Origin of the sequence: Kluyvera intermedia, assembly GCF_034424175.1 — a bacterium.
Taxonomy (GTDB): domain Bacteria; phylum Pseudomonadota; class Gammaproteobacteria; order Enterobacterales; family Enterobacteriaceae; genus Kluyvera; species Kluyvera intermedia.
On record NZ_CP139986.1, the window covers coordinates 2,268,986 to 2,284,830 of the forward strand.

Consider the following 15,845-nt stretch of genomic DNA (forward strand, 5'->3'; position numbering starts at 1 on the left):
ACCGGATGGGCGGCTACGCCTTATCCGGCCTACACCAATCGATAGCCCGGCCAAGCGCAGCGCCGCCGGGAACCTCTCTGGCGTCAACGTTATTGCAACGCATCCGGCGCAATATTCATATTTTTCAGTACCGGCCCCATGATATTGCCAAATATCGGTGCCGCTACCGAACCACCAAAGTGCGTGCCTGCCGTCGGGTTATTGACCACGACGACCAGCGCCACTTCTGGATGACTGACCGGAGCAACGCCTGCGGTATAGTTCACATAGCCACCATCATATTTTCCGCTATCGCCAAGCTTCTCCGCCGTACCGGTTTTGGTCGCCAGCCGGTATCCCGGTACCGCTGCTCGCACGCCGCTACCACCGGGGAGAACGTCGCTCTCCATCATTCTCACGACCGTTTTCACCGTATCTGGGTTGGCAATTTGCTGACCCAATACCGGTGGCGTAACCTTGGTTATCGAAAGCGGACGATAAATCCCGTACGACCCCATGGTGGCGTATTCGCGGGCAATTTGCAGCGGCGTCACGCGCAGACCGTAGCCGAAAGAGAAGGTCGCGCGTTCGATGTCAGCCCACTGCTGGCGATGAAGCGGGAAATAACCTACGCTCTCACCGCTCAACCCAAGTTCGGTGGGCTTGCCAAGACCAAACGCCTGATAGGTATCAACCAGCGCCTGTGCGGGCATTGCGAGCGCAATATGGGAAACCCCGATATCGCTCGATTTTTGCAAAATACCGGTAGGCGTCAGCTGAGGCCAATGACCGACATCGCGGATCAAGTGTCCGTTGACGCGATACGGCGTGGTATTCAGCAGTGTATTAGGCTGGATGATATTTCTCTCCAGCCCTTCAATGATCACCAGTGGCTTGACCGTTGATCCGGGTTCAAAGCTGTCATTAATCGCCACGTCGCGCATTTGGGTCTGGGTGGCGTTATCAAAGTTATTGGGGTTATAGGACGGGTAGGACGCCATAGCGAGGATCTCGCCGGTATCAATTTTCACCAGCACCGCTGCGCCAGAATCGGCTTTATTCAGCAGCACGCCATCGCGCAGTTTGCTGTACAGCGTGTACTGGTCGAATTTATCAATACTCAGTTGCACGGTAGGGGCCTGGCGTGGCGCATCGTAATTTAATACGCTGATAATTCCGCCGGAGCCATCTTTACGGTAAATCTCTTTTCCCGGTTCGCCCTGAAGAATATTGTCGTAGCCTTTTTCGACGCCATTCAAGCCGATATTATCGGCACCAACGATGCCAATTAACGGCGCGGCGGATTCCCCCATTGGGTAGTAGCGACTATCGTCATAAACTTCGCTAATTCCTTTCATATGCAGATTTGAAATATCTTTAGCAATGCCGAGTTCAATTTTTCGCCCAAGAAACAGAAAATGGCGATGTCCATTTTCATAGATTTTGTTCGCTATTTGATCGGTGGTGGTGTTGAGCGCAGAAGCCAGATATTGCCATTTAGGATCGTGGAAGTTAGGGCTAGCAGCCACAATTTTCATCGGGTCTGCCACGATATCTCTGGATGGCACACTCATTGCGAGCGCTTCGCCGTTACGGTCGACCAGCGTGCCACGGTTTGTCGGCAGCACCACCGTACGCAACGAGCGCTGATCGGCCTCACGCGCCAGCATCGGGTGGTTCAAAAACTGCAAATCTGCCACCCGAATTAATAAAACAGCAAGGCAAAATAGAATACCCAAACAGAGTATTATGTAACGAGATGTAATAAATGATTCTTTATTTTTCTTTTCTGTTGAGTTTCTTTTCATTTGTAACATTAAACCACGTGAGTATTATTTTTTATTATCAGATACCAGACGACAACGATTAACGATGAGCGTAATGATTCGGTATAAATATCAATTTTCAGGTGAACTGGAGAAACAGTTTACAGATAATGTCATTGATAACAAGCCATTAAGTTGACAGATTATTTCAACTTGATTCATCTATTTAAGAGAGGTTAGCGTGACTGGTTACGTTATGTAATTATTTTGTCCGTTATTATCCTGCGGCGATGTTCGCGGGCACAGACCTGTAAACCCTCACAATATTTTTTATCATCGATAAGCCCTTAAAATGGGGCGATTTTGTGGGTATTTCGGCGTTTTCCGCTCGCGTGGTCACTTGATGGCACCGTACAATGCGTATACTGTATATAAATACAGTATATTGATTTGGCGGTTATCATGCGTTTTTTTACCCTTTCTGATCTGCGTGAAGTGATCGCACTACCGCTGTTTACAACGTCAGTTTCGTGCGGTTTCCCCAGCCCCGCGCAAGACTATGTTGAGCAGCGAATCGACCTCAATGAGTTGCTTGTCCAGCATCCTTCGGCCACCTATTTCGTTAAGGCCTCCGGTGACAGCATGATTGACGGTGGGATTAGCTCCGGCGATTTGCTGGTGGTCGACAGTGCCGTGAAGGCAAAGCAAGGGGACATTGTGATTGCAGCGGTGGATGGAGAGTTTACCGTTAAGCAGCTACAGCTTCGGCCTGTTATTCAGCTTAACCCGATGAATGAGGCCTACAGTCCGATTATTATCGGCAATGAAGGCATCCTCGATATTTTTGGTGTGGTAACGGGAATTATAAAAATCAGACGTTAATTAAAAGTCGTAATATTTATTATTGAATGAACTTGATGCGGACGCCCATCTGCCAGGTTGTTAATATATGCTGAAAATTTAATATCATAATCTTTGCGAAAGAAAAATATAGCCCTATAGTTTTATAGGGCTATCGAGACGTTGTGCCTCACTGTAACTCACCGAAAAGATTACCGATTTTTTGCATATACAGGTAACTCAATGAATAAAAAAATAATACTTCTCTCTGGGCTGTGTTTTTCAACGCTAAGTCATGCCAGCGCACTTTATTTTTATGAGATCGGCACCGAGGATACGGCACTGGCGGGAGCCGGGCAGGCGGCTCGTGCTCAGGATGCCTCTACGCTGCTGACGAACCCGGCAGGGATGACGCGTTTGCCCGATCATATGGTTACCGGCGGATTACAAGCGATGGGGGGAGATATTCCCTATTCACTGGACGATGAATCTTCCGGGCGTCAGAGTCCGGGTAACGTGATGAAGCTCTTTCCCAATGCCAGTATGTTCTACACCCAACGTCTGAGTGATAACGTTTTTGCCGGACTCGGCCTGTATGGCAATTATGGGTTAGGTATCGACTTCGGCAATTGGGCGGGCGATAGACTTATTAAAAAAAGTACGATGGTTGCCATGACGCTGAGCCCCGGCATAGCGTGGAAGCTGAATGATAAAATTTCTATTGGTGCGGCTGCTGGGTTGAATTACGGTTTTCTTTCCCTGACGCGAAACGTTGATGGGAATGATGAAAAACAAAACGATCATGATTGGGCGATGAATTATCGGCTGGGTTTATTGATGGATTTAACCGAGCAGACCCGTGCCGGGATAACCTGGACCAGTAAGACGGACTATCATTTTAATATTGATGGCAAAGCGCGTTTCCCGAACCTTCCCAATGTTGAATATGATCTGCCAATTTCCGCGCAAGTTCGTGCGCCGCAGCAGGTTATGCTGAGTCTGGTGCACGATATGAATAAGCAGTGGTCGGTGATGGGGGATTTGGGCTGGCAAGACTGGAGTCAGTTTGGTAGCCCGCAGATTGTCGTAAATGGCCAAACCAGCGATCGATCAAATCGCCTGAAGGATACCTGGCATACTGCGTTAGGTGTTCAATATCGCCCGGATGAACAGTGGCGAGTGAATGCCGGGGTCGCCTTTGACAGCACCCCGTATAAAACACAAAGCGATGTTGCCCTTTCACTGCCTACTGGCGATGAGTGGCGTTTTGCTACCGGGGCACAGTATCAAATCACCCCCGCCAGCAATATTGGATTTGCCGTAGCGTACTTGCATATGCAGTCTTCGAAGGTCAAAACGGCAGCATTCGAAGGCGAATACACGAATCCCTGGCTGTGGTTTGCGAGCGTGAACTACAGCTATCAGTTCTAATCACGGGCCCTTATCCCATCCATTCTGAATAGTATCCTCGGTAGAATGTTATCGCCGGGGATATTTACCTCCCATATAATTCAAAAAACGTAATTATTAGCGTTAATTGACAATTCGTAAAAACCATCACCATTCGTGCATTAACACCTATTCCATTTCATTTTTTTTGAACCCTGCCATTAAATTCAGCTAGTCGATAAATGCCATGTTGTCAAATGGCCTGAAAGATTAATGCTTTTTATTAATTCCTTTGATTTCAGTGTTTTATGTTTATTTGCTTGCAATTGACGTTAAGAGAAATAAATCCATGTCAATTAAATTAGATTATTTGGATTGTCGATGTTGCAAAATGTAAGGAAAAGGTGATGGGGTATATCAGATTCGTAATCTGGATCTCTCCAATATGACCATTATGGAAGGGAAAGAGGGGATTACGGTTATTGACCCGCTGGTTTCGGCTGAAACGGCTAAAGTGGGGCTGGATCTCTATTATAAGAATCGTGGTAAAAAACCGGTCGTTGCGGTGATCTTTACCCACAGTCATGTTGACCACTATGGTGGTGTGCGTGGGGTGGTAGATGAAGCTGACGTGAAATCCGGGAAAGTGAAAGTGTATGCGCCAGCCGGTTTTATGAAAGAAGCGGTCTCTGAAAATATTATGGCCGGGAACGCGATGAGTCGTCGTGCGAGCTATATGTACGGCAACTTACTTAAACCTGATGCGAAAGGTCATGTTGGCGCAGGTCTGGGCACCACGACTTCTGCGGGCACCGTAACACTAATTGAGCCGACCGATTATATTACGCATACCGGTCAAAAAGAGGTCATTGATGGCCTGACCTATGACTTTATGATGGCCCCAGGCTCGGAAGCACCGTCAGAAATGCTGTGGTATGTCGAAGAGAAGGGAATGATTGAAGCGGCTGAGGACGTGACGCATACCCTGCATAATACCTATTCGCTTCGCGGCGCGAAAATTCGCGATCCTCTGGCATGGTCGAAGTATGTCAACGATGTTATCGATCGTTGGGGTGGCAAAGCAGAGATCATTATTGCTCAACACCACTGGCCAACCTGGGGTAATGAAAATGTGGTCAAGCTGATGAAGAGCCAGCGCGATATGTATCGTTATATTAACGATCAGACTTTGCGTATGGCAAATCAGGGGCTGACCCGCGATGAAATCGCCGCAAACTTCAAGCTGCCATCGGGTCTGGCAAATTCCTGGGCCAGCCGAGGTTACTACGGCTCGGTCAGTCATGATGTGAAAGCGACCTATGTCTTCTATCTCGGGTGGTTTAACGGCAATCCAGCCACACTGGACGAACTGCCTCCGGTGGATGCGGCGAAGAAATATGTTGATTACATGGGGGGCGCGGATGCCATTATGCAAAAGGCAAAAGCGGACTATGCCCAGGGTAATTACCGCTGGGTTGCACAGGTGACCAACAAAATTGTCTTTGCCGACCCCGCGAATAAGGCGGCACGCAGCCTGGAAGCGGATGCACTGGAGCAGTTAGGTTACCAGGCAGAATCTGGCCCATGGCGTAACTTCTACCTGACCGGCGCGCAGGAATTGCGTAATGGCGTGGTGAAAGGCGCTACGCCAAATACCGCCAGCCCAGATACAGTAAAAGCGATGTCGCCGGAAATGTTCTTCGACTATCTGGCTGTACATATTAACGGTGAAAAAGCGGCGCATGCCAAAGCCGTATTTAACGTTGATTTAGGCAGCGATGGTGGCAAGTATAAACTGGAACTGGAAAACGGCGTGCTGAATCACAGTGCAAACGTACAGGCCAGCGATGCTGACGCCTCCATTGTATTGAACCGTGCAACCTTGAATAAAATTATTCTTAAAGAAGAAACATTAAAACAAGCGGAAGCGCAGGGGGATGTTCGCATCACCGGTAATCACGCTAAGCTTGATGAGTTGCTCAGCTATATGGATAAATTTGAGTTCTGGTTTAACATGGTGACGCCTTAATCGATTAAGGTTGGAATAAAAACCGCCGTTGGGCGGTTTTTTACTTCCTTTAAAAATCAACGAATAGAATGTTAGAGAGCAACTATGTTTATAGAATCATGGATTGCAAAATTCAAAAATAAGTTATGGGCATACTTTTTACCGATGTTTGTAGCGGGTGATGCAAAGAGTGGTAAAACGTATAATTATTATGGTGTGTATTTTTCCGATGTTAACCAGGGTAAGTATCAATTAGCCAATGTTATCAACAGAAACGTCATTCTGGAAAAATGGCATCCAGAGCAACATTCCTACATAGAGAAAATTAATTTTCGGATAAATGATATCGAAAGTATGAATGTTGAAATTATTCATTGGCGCAAGCATGGGCCATTACGGTTTGATTCGATTGTATTGTTCGCGGTGAGCTATTTTACACGTTTTGCCTATGTTAAAAACATCATCACCAGAGTGAAAAATAAAGTCTTTTCTCCGTTCTCTCATCATCAGGAGATGAAGGGGCTTGAGCGAATCATGTTGCTGCATATGCTGGTTAATGAATATGTGCAGCAATCCCCAGAAAAAACGCATTCCGGGGTGACGACCGACGAGGTGATTGATCTACTTTACGGAACATTATGGTATCAACATATCAAGAATGAAACGTTTAGAAGAAAAATATTCCTGCTTCTACAGTCGCTTACCATTACTGAAGATTTGAAATTGAGTGAAGGTAAGTACTATATCCAGGGTAAAGCTATATCAACGATTGTCTCATGGGAAGCGGACGAGCGCCGTAACAAACAGCAGCTTAAAACACAGCAAAATATCAACCGCTTGATGTTGATTATCACGGCCTCAACCTTAATGATAACCCTAGCAATACTCGCCCAGGCCGGAATTGTTAATCTGCACCACCTTTGGGCGTACCTATCGCAACTAAAACCTGTGCGCGTATTATTCAAACTATTATAGGGTGATTAATTCCCGTTAATTGCACCCTGGTGATTCAATCAGCAGTCTTTTTTAGGATGAGTTTTTTAAAATGCATGATGGTTAATTTTATTTAACCGTAACTGAGTCTATTGTTATGAACATCCAGCCTCCGGCAAAACCAGAAGAAATTACTCAGCGTCTGATTACCTATTTTACACCAGTCGCTAATACCGTCGATTTGATGCCGCAAGAATGCATCACATTGACCGAACAAAATCAGCAGTCAATCTTTATCTTGATTGAGGGGGAGCTGTCGGTATTAAGAGCCAGCGATGGTTTACTCGTTTCGACGCTCTATACGCCGAACATTGTAGGACTGTCAGAAATGTTGCTTCCTGTCTATGGCTATCTGCTGCGGGCAGAGACAGAAAATAAGATGCTGAGTCTTAACAAGTGCGAGGCGTTAAAAATTATCCAGAAAAATCATCTCTGGCATGATGTGGCAATGGTCCTGGCATATAACTCGGCTTCGCTATTCTACAGAAATACCATGGTCATTCAGCCACGGACTTATTTTGTGGTTCGTAATCATTTGCAGGAGATGATGACATTGTCAGATGATATCCGTATGCGGATTACCATTCTTGATTACATCCAGGAACGCACTCATTTATCGCGCAGCAGTATTTTAAACGTATTGGCGGTACTGAAAAATACCAATCACATCATGTTTAAACGGGGCGGCTATCTGACCCATATTGTTAGCCTACCGGAAAATCTATAGCGAGTAGAACGCCATTTTACCCTGTGTCACGCGATACCAATGGCGCTCACACTGGCTCATCTTGAATTAATATCGAAGTGGTCTAAGCTCAAAAGAGCTTGGGCAATAGAGTGGCTTTTGCGCTGAAAAATAACAATAAAATTATTTTTGGGTGAGTGCGATGAATCGGATTTTTTCCCCATTTTTACCCTGGATACTTCTTTTGCTGGCATCTCCATTGCTTTTCTGGCGCGCAGAGGCTGCCGGCCTACTCGATCCTGAAGATGGCATGCTGGATATGAGTCATTACCTGCAGGAAAACCCTTATGGTTTTTTGCCTGTTCCCGTCGTGATTACTGAACCGGCCGTCGGCTATGGCGGGGGATTATTTGGTCTGTTTTTGCACGGTAAAGGCAAGCGGGGCGAAGGACGTTATATCCCACCGGCCATCAGCGCTTTTGGCGGCGGTGGTACGCAAAACGGCACCTGGTTTGTTGGTGGGGGACACCGACATACCTGGCAAAATGACAATATTCGCTATCTTGTTGCGGCAGGCTATGCCGATGTTAACCTGGATATTTATACCGGTGATGTTATCGGATTCGGCAACAAGGCCATTAATACGCAAACCAAAGGCTATGGCGGGATGCAGAAACTGCTCTTTCGCTTGGGTGATTCGGCGATGTTTCTCGGGGCATCGCAATTCTGGGCAAAAATGGACATCTCGGCCAAAAATAATCAGCTGGTCGACAGTCTCTGGAAACGCGTCCTCGGAGAGAGCAGTACCTCATCGGCCATGGGTATCGTTGCTGAATATGATACGACGGATAATTTCTTCTGGCCGGGGCGCGGCGTTTCACTCAGCGGCGAATACCAGTTTTACGGAAAACAGCTGGGTGGAGATTACCGCTACGATTTACTCACCCTGGATGGCAAAGTCTTTTTACCGCTTAATCCAACATGGACGCTCTCGCTAGCGGGTGATTATCAAACCTTATCCAACCAGGATAAATATCTGCCGCCAATGGCTCGCCCTTATATTGAATTGCGAGGGATCTCGCGCTACCGCTATCAAGGTGATGCGGTCAGTACCGTACAAGCGCAGCTTGCCTGGCAGGTGACACCGCGCTGGATCCTTCAGGGATTTATAGGGGCGGGTAGTGCCGCTGACAATACCTCTGATTTGTACCGTGATGTCCAGGTGGCGTGGGGGAGTGGATTTCGCTATCTCATCGCGCGTGAATATGGATTACGAACGGGTATTGATATCGCTTTTAGCGATAACGAGCAGGCGGTTTATTTTAATGTGGGCTCAGGGTTGTAAATGGGCCGCAGCACCGATGGGAAAAATAGATGATGAGATGGATTAATACCGTCGCGCCGTTGCTGTTATTTTCAGGCGTTGCGCTGGCGGCCGACAGCGACGAACAGACCTTCCCGATTTGGGGGGATGAGGCCAGAGCGAGAGGGTATTCCATACCATTACCTTTCGGCGTTAACGTCAACTATATGAATATGCGGCAGAATATTGACGTCGACAGCATCGGGTTTTCAGGACTGGCGCTGGGAAATCATCCTATTCCTGTTGATATGTTTAATATTGATGCCGGGCATACTCGCGAACAAAGCAAATCAGAAACGCTACGCCTTGATATGTGGGTCTTTCCGTTTCTTAACATCTATGGTCTTGTCGGGCACACGAGGGGCTCTTCGGTATCGAATGTTTCTGTGGATGCCGACCCCTCGCGCTATACCGGTATTGATCGATTAATTGCTAGCTCGGTACATCAGCTTTATGAAAGTGGCGAACTACAGGATATTGATTTCACCCTCGATTTTAAAGGCACCACTTGGGGAACAGGAATCACGCTGGCGGGCGGCTATGAAAACTGGTTTGCGCTGGTGGACACCAACTATACCCGAACCGACTTTGATATTCTCGACGGCAAAATCTCCGCGCTGACCGTTTCTCCACGCGTGGGGTATCGCTTTAATTTTCAGGGTCCGGCAGGCCCCTCGCATTTGAGCGTGTGGCTGGGGAGCATGTACCAGGATGTACAGCAGGAATTTAAAGGCAGTCTGGCCGACCTGCATATGCCGGCATCGTTACAGCCGCTGATCGATACGGTCAATCAAAATGGCGAAGGGCGGTTTGATGTGAAACAGCGTCTGACATCACCCTGGAATATGCTTATTGGCACGCAATATGAAATTACGCCGCATTTCAATGTGCTGACCGAGATAGGATTTAATGAGCGGAATAGCTTCTTTATCGCCGGTGAATATCGCTTCTGATGAAAAACCACCCATTCGCGTTAACAGGGTTAATGATGCTGATGACGTTTCAGTCGAGCGCCGTTTCCCTTGACCAGAAATCGGTGGATGCATTTTTGTCGACGCTCGGGGCGGATAATCAATACGACCCGCAGAAAGGAATGAACTGGAGCGTTTTACCCGGCCCCTTTTATACGCCGGAATTAAAGCTCGGCCTGGGAATGGCCGTTGCGGGAATTTACCGTGTCGATCCCAACGATCGTACCACGCAAAACTCATCTCTCTCTTTTACCGGGTTTGTGAGTGCGAGCGGTGCGCTGGGTATAGGGCTTAGCAATTACACCTTTTTTTCTGACGATCGCTGGCGATTATTTGTTGATGGTTCCATCGCCAAAGTGCCAACCGGCTTCTGGGGCGTGGGTTATGATGCCGCTCAGGATAATGAGCAAAAATACACCAATAATTCGGTGCGTCTGCATCCGGTTTTCTTTCGGGAAATCATTCCTGATCTCTACGTAGGCATTGGCTGGGATTTTTCATCAATGCAGGCGAGCATTGAAGACCCTCACCCCGGAGACACCTTTTCGCGATACAACGCGCAATCTTCACCGTTGTCATCCGGGGCGACGCTTAGCGTGAATTATGACTCCCGTGATGTTGTGACCCGGCCTGAACGGGGACATTTTTTGAAAGCGGAATACACCGTTTTCGATCCCTTAACGGGGTCGGATACGCATTTCACGGCCACCGAGCTGCAATATGATTACTACCATCTGCTCAATGAAAAAAGCGTGCTCGCTTTTGACCTGTGGGGGCGCTTTACCCACGGTGATGTTCCCTGGGACATGCTTTCCATGGCAGGCGACGATCGTCGTTTACGCGGCTATTATCAGGGGCGCTATCGGGATAAAAATGTGATCAGTGGCCAGGTGGAATATCGCCGTAAACTGAACTGGCGACACGGTTATGTCCTTTGGCTGGGTGCCGGGGCCTTGGGTGATAAGGTGAGCGATATGGATAATCATCCGCTGCTGCCTACCGCCGGGATTGGCTACCGGTTTGAAGTTAAACCCGCAATGAATATTCGATTAGATTTAGGATTTGGTAAAGAAAGCGCTGGATTTTACTTCCAGGTCGCGGAGGCATTTTGAATGGGTAAGTGGCTATTATTTCTTATTTTTGCGATGGGTTGTGCTCAGGCGAGCGATCGCCTTTTCCCTATCAATCAAGCCCACCGCGTTTCACCGGTCGCCACCGATCTGAGTGCGCCGGAATCGCTACGCCCATGCTGTGCATTTGGTCATGACCTTCATGTTAAAGCCGCGGGAATTCCGGTTCCTTTATACCAGATTGGCAATGTGCTTACGCTGGAGACATTGGGTCAACATCAATACAACGATAATGCACTGGGCGCGGTTAAAAACATTATTGGACTCAGTCAGGAAGGCGACGGGTTGATTTATACTCATCGCGGCGGCTTTATTGATATTGCCCATGTCCGCGATACGGCAGATAACACCTTCTACCTTTTTTCCCAGCTTTACCCTAAGCTCGGCCAGCGCTGGCGCTATTTTTATAGCAACGAGCTCGGCGTTCGGCGCATGCAGTTCAAGACTTTCACTCCACCGGCATCAATGACTGAACGCTATACCATTGCCGCATGGCTGGCAGGGCATTTAGCCTTTGAGTTGGCCCAATGGCATGAAATTGCCCAGTGGTATGGCTTCCAGTCTGTTCCTGGATTCTCAGAGGAAATTTCGGCGTTTTCCCCCGAGGACCTGTATTCCAACCTTCTGGGCGCACGGTTAGCCGTTACGTTGATTCTTGAGGGGAAGGCCGGTTCGGTTGATGAGTACAATGTCGCCATGACGACGGCATTAAAAGAGGCATTGCTGCGGCTGGATGTTGCGACGCAGACTGAGACGGAAACTAAATTCCGTGAGCTGGATGGCGACTGGTGGAACAGTAAAAGGAGAGTGCCGGATAAGTTTCTGGTCTTAAAGCGAAACTACAACCTGGAGGCCAACCGACTACCGACACCGGTGGCCTATGAGACTGCAGAACCGTATCTGCTGACGTTCCCGGCATGGGTGAAAGGATATCAACTCAGCCGATTGGGAGAGCTGCAAATCTATCCGGGTAATGATATGCAGATGTTACCGGTTCCAGCCTCACACTATAGCCCGCCGCAGTTTAAGGCGCTGGCGGAGACGGCAGAACAAGCGGACAAAAATGTGCTGGCGACCCTACAGAAGTAATCGACGGTCGCCTTTTCACGCGTCAATGACATACGCGCTATGCCTTCACGATCGGGAGATCGGCATATCGCGTGGTATAGCGCGGCGAGAGCATTGCTCGCTTCATCTGCCAGTGCTGCTGGATCCCTTGGCCAGCAAAATAGAGTGTGCCGCGTCCTTCCTGTGAATTGAGTTTATCCAATACAGCCATTAGCTTCTGGCTATTTCTTCGTGGGGAATTTTCATCAAACAGATCGAGCTGGGCGACTCCCTGGCTATAAAAATCGCCCAGCATGACGCCCGCTTTTTGATAGCGATAGCCCTCTTTCCAGATAGCCTCCAGGCAGTGCATGGTGGCGGAGATAATATCTCTGCTGTCCTGCGTGGGAGTGATTAACTTCACGGAGGCACTATTCGCGTAATAGGGGGCATTTGGCGCAAAGGGTGACGTTTTCACAAATGCGGAGACAAAGCGGCAATATTGATGTTCATGACGCAGTTTTTCCGCCGCCCGCGCGGCGTAGCTACAAATGGCTTGTCGCATGGCATTGTATTCGGTGATGCGCTCACCAAAGGAGCGCGAGCAGATAATCTCTTGTTTGAGCGGGGCAAACTCTTCCAGCTCAAGACACGGTTCTCCGCGTAGTTCGCGAACGGTTCTTTCCAGCACCACGCTGAAATGCTTTCTGATAAATCGGATATCGGTCTCTGCCAGCTGTAACACGGTTTTGATCCCCATCGACTCTAGCTTTTTCGCGATCCGCCGACCGATCCCCCATACTTCTTCAACGGGTAGTGCTGCCATAAGCTTTTTTTGCCGTTCGAGATTAGACAGGTCAACCACGCCATCAGTTTGCCGTGGCCAGTGTTTCGCCGCATAGTTCGCAAGCTTGGCCAGGGTTTTCGTTTGTGCGATACCGACACCAACGGTCAGGTGCGTGCGCATGAGGACCTTATCTCTGATTTCGTGACCAAATTCAGTTAAATCGCGGCACTGACGGACGCCGGTAATATCACCAAAAACTTCATCAATAGAATAGATTTCACAACGAGGTAATATCTCCTCGAGCGTAGTCATCACTCGGTTGGACATATCTGCGTAGAGTTCATAATTGCTGCTAAAGCAGACAACGCCACGCTGCCGGAAGAGATCTTTTTGCTGGAAGTAGGGGGCTCCCATTTTCACAAAAGGCTTCGCTTGCGCGTTACGGGAAATGACGCAGCCGTCGTTATTGGACAACACCACCACCGGTCGCTCTTTGAGATCCGGACGAAATACCGTTTCGCAGGATGCGTAAAAGGTGTTCACATCGCAGAGAACAAACATGCAAAGCTCGCAGGCGTTAGGCGTACCGCGCCGAATGTGTAATCTCCGTCGCTGTGACGGGGCTTTGTGGAAAGACAAAACGACATGGTTGCCACCATAAAATAACTGTGTTTATATACAGTATTCCGTGTGTGTCAGGAGATCAAGCGGAAATTGTGGGGATGGCGATGATAAGGACTTATCGCAGTAAGGCCACCGCGGTGGCCTTACGCAGTGTCACGATCAATTAAAACCGAGGCGAACCAGTTCCAGCGGGCAATACACGCCATCACATCCCTCAATTTCAATACAATCAGAACGTCGAAGTTGCTCAGCGGTTTTACCTTCACCGCGGATAGCGCGAATTACGCCCGTTGCGCCATTGCTAGCAATCATGACATGGCTACCAATTGTGATAGCGTTACGGTTACGATCGTAGGTTTTCATCGTTTCCTCCTTTCACTTGTTTGGATTTTTTGGGGTGAATTAATAATACGGTGACAGCCATTATTATTTTTTGAGTTTCATCAAAATGACCATTTTTAAATAGGGGCTGTTACAGGGAATTCAAGAGAGGAAAAGAGCCGATACAAAACTCCCAGCCATTGATGAAAACGTTATTAACCAAAGTTTGGGTAAATAGCTTTTTCATTCAGTTTGATACAATGCTTAACGCGTTCCTCACCATCATAGATGTAGGCGAAAGTATCTGTCGACACGCGATGGAGGAGGGTGTCGCCGTTAGCAAAGGGGATTATTTCAATATCGCCCACACGTTTGTGGCCAGCGCCGGTTTCAAAATTATCACGCCATGCTTCCTGAGTATGCCCATAGACATGCAAAATGACTTCAACCAGCCCACGTTCCGGACAATTTAACTTCAGAATAGTTGATGAGAAATTGAGCGAAAAAGCTTGAGAAGGAATAATAACGAGAAGAAAATATAACTTGAAGAAATTCATAAACGAGATACTTTTATTGAAAACAAAAAATTATTCCCCGATTTTGTTAATCAAGTTTTGTTATTGATCAATATAAGGATTTAAGAAGGCCCTCGGTTGCAATAGTTGGTGTAAAAATATACGATTTAACAGAAGTTTCAAGCTTAAGCCGGACTAAAAATGTTGGAGATTATGATTTCTGATAGGTTATATACCAGAGTATAAACCCTAACACAGCCCCCAAACCGGCCATCGTCAGAAAGAACGGTGTATGAGACGCTAAATATGTCGTTATGGATAAATGACCATTCCAGACGTCTTCCGTCGAGTCACCAATAGCAAGATCAATAAATACCATAAGAAAGAAGACCATCAGCGCATATGAAAGCGTCATGTAGCAAAAAGAGTAAAACTTGAAACGGCTATGGCTCTTCACGGATACGCTCCGGTGTGGTGTGGACAGCTAAGATAGCCTACTGTGAGTCATATGGCTAATGAACAAAACACGCAGATAGAAACCTCTGGAGGAGTAGGACAGAGGGCAGCTCGATGCCAGAATTTTCTCTGGCATCAAAGGATATCATGATTCCCTTCGTTGACGGCCTTCCACGCGGTTAAGCAGTAGACCAAAAAGAAGCTAGTTAATTTGTGTAGGAGTCTGCATTAGCCAGGTCTTAAAAACATCTTTTCTGAGCGTATGCAGGAAATCAATCACCCCCGAGCAACCTAGCTTGCTGATTAAATTTTTTCTAATAAGATATATTGTCTTAAAATGGAGTTGCATCAACTCAGCGATCTCGTTAACTTTCTTTCCTTCGCAGAAGTAATTTAGCAAGGTTTTATCTCGCTCACTAAGGACAACGGTCTGCAAGTCGGCTTTCGGTGCTTTATCATGTCGCTGAGTTGCATTTACTATCACTTTTTCCATCTCAGAAAAAGATGATTTTTTTTGCATCCGATAAATACCCGCATCATCAAGAAAATTATACATGTGCCCTTCAGTGAGTAGGATGAGACGATGCGCAGACGAATTGTAACGTTGTTTTTTGACCTGACTATATTGGTCAATGGTAAAAAAAACCAATCGAATATTGGGATCGAGAACGGATGATTTATTGATTGTCCTTTCCAGTCCTAATTGAAGGAAGCTATCGTCAACCCAAAAGTCAATATTGCCGGTTCGTACTGGTAGCATATCAGTTTTCCTTCTTTTAAAACTTATGAATGCCGTCGGGTGCCAACGGCAAGCTTAGAGGATATAGCCTTAAGACCCCCTTGAGGGCCGGGCGTTTCTAAATATCATCGACGGTATGATTGACAACGATTTCAAGCGTATTACGGACGACATGCGCCATCACGATATCATCAGTGCACTCTAATGTTTGAATCAAGTGGTAATGACTCCA

The 15,845-nt window shown here is 47.4% G+C and carries 14 protein-coding genes and 1 pseudogene; 9 read left to right on the plus strand and 6 right to left on the minus strand.

What is annotated here, in order from left to right:
- Window positions 1-89: 89 nt before the first annotated feature.
- On the minus strand, window positions 90-1,787 hold the full coding sequence (locus U0026_RS10995; RefSeq protein ID WP_370922467.1) for a penicillin-binding transpeptidase domain-containing protein: 1,698 nt from the start codon (window positions 1,785-1,787) through the stop codon (window positions 90-92).
- Between the two features lie 420 nt (window positions 1,788-2,207).
- On the opposite strand from U0026_RS10995, the gene U0026_RS11000 reads away from it, so the two are divergent.
- From U0026_RS11000 to U0026_RS11040, 9 genes and pseudogenes are all read left to right on the plus strand, one after another.
- Window positions 2,208-2,627, plus strand: a complete 420-nt coding sequence (locus tag U0026_RS11000) for a translesion error-prone DNA polymerase V autoproteolytic subunit (protein ID WP_062779096.1) — start codon at window positions 2,208-2,210, stop codon at window positions 2,625-2,627.
- A 201-nt stretch (window positions 2,628-2,828) separates the two neighbouring features.
- Window positions 2,829-4,016: an OmpP1/FadL family transporter gene (locus U0026_RS11005; protein WP_062779099.1), complete on the plus strand. Its 1,188-nt coding sequence runs from the start codon at window positions 2,829-2,831 to the stop codon at window positions 4,014-4,016.
- 364 nt (window positions 4,017-4,380) lie between these two features.
- A pseudogene (locus U0026_RS11010) lies at window positions 4,381-6,003 on the plus strand (alkyl/aryl-sulfatase); the annotation flags it as partial.
- 84 nt (window positions 6,004-6,087) lie between these two features.
- Window positions 6,088-6,957, plus strand: a complete 870-nt coding sequence (locus U0026_RS11015) for a hypothetical protein (protein WP_062779102.1) — start codon at window positions 6,088-6,090, stop codon at window positions 6,955-6,957.
- A gap of 115 nt (window positions 6,958-7,072) precedes the next feature.
- On the plus strand, window positions 7,073-7,702 hold the full coding sequence (locus U0026_RS11020) for a helix-turn-helix domain-containing protein (RefSeq protein ID WP_062779105.1): 630 nt from the start codon (window positions 7,073-7,075) through the stop codon (window positions 7,700-7,702).
- 160 nt (window positions 7,703-7,862) lie between these two features.
- Window positions 7,863-9,005: a BamA/TamA family outer membrane protein gene (locus tag U0026_RS11025; RefSeq protein WP_073971233.1), complete on the plus strand. Its 1,143-nt coding sequence runs from the start codon at window positions 7,863-7,865 to the stop codon at window positions 9,003-9,005.
- Between the two features lie 32 nt (window positions 9,006-9,037).
- The gene (locus tag U0026_RS11030; RefSeq protein ID WP_062779133.1) at window positions 9,038-9,976 is read left to right on the plus strand and encodes a porin family protein; all 939 of its coding nucleotides are present in this window, start codon (window positions 9,038-9,040) and stop codon (window positions 9,974-9,976) included.
- A gap of 41 nt (window positions 9,977-10,017) precedes the next feature.
- Window positions 10,018-11,106 (plus strand): BamA/TamA family outer membrane protein, encoded by a 1,089-nt coding sequence (locus U0026_RS11035; protein ID WP_241973991.1) that lies wholly within the window; start codon window positions 10,018-10,020, stop codon window positions 11,104-11,106.
- Entirely contained in the window at window positions 11,107-12,213 is a 1,107-nt protein-coding gene (locus U0026_RS11040; protein ID WP_062779110.1) for a DUF4056 domain-containing protein, read from the plus strand.
- Between the two features lie 37 nt (window positions 12,214-12,250).
- Here U0026_RS11040 and U0026_RS11045 read toward each other — a convergent pair whose 3' ends face one another.
- From U0026_RS11045 to U0026_RS22770, 5 genes are all read right to left on the minus strand, one after another.
- On the minus strand, window positions 12,251-13,519 hold the full coding sequence (locus U0026_RS11045; protein WP_062779113.1) for a Y-family DNA polymerase: 1,269 nt from the start codon (window positions 13,517-13,519) through the stop codon (window positions 12,251-12,253).
- A gap of 222 nt (window positions 13,520-13,741) precedes the next feature.
- Entirely contained in the window at window positions 13,742-13,945 is a 204-nt protein-coding gene (gene ydfZ, locus U0026_RS11050; protein WP_062779116.1) for a putative selenium delivery protein YdfZ, read from the minus strand.
- A gap of 173 nt (window positions 13,946-14,118) precedes the next feature.
- Entirely contained in the window at window positions 14,119-14,460 is a 342-nt protein-coding gene (locus tag U0026_RS11055; RefSeq protein ID WP_062779119.1) for a hypothetical protein, read from the minus strand.
- Window positions 14,461-15,076: 616 nt separating this feature from the next.
- Window positions 15,077-15,634: a LuxR C-terminal-related transcriptional regulator gene (locus tag U0026_RS11060; protein ID WP_062779125.1), complete on the minus strand. Its 558-nt coding sequence runs from the start codon at window positions 15,632-15,634 to the stop codon at window positions 15,077-15,079.
- Between the two features lie 97 nt (window positions 15,635-15,731).
- Window positions 15,732-15,794 carry a hypothetical protein gene (locus U0026_RS22770; RefSeq protein WP_412099046.1) on the minus strand — a complete coding sequence of 21 codons (63 nt, stop codon included), beginning with the start codon at window positions 15,792-15,794 and terminating at the stop codon, window positions 15,732-15,734.
- Window positions 15,795-15,845 lie beyond the last annotated feature (51 nt).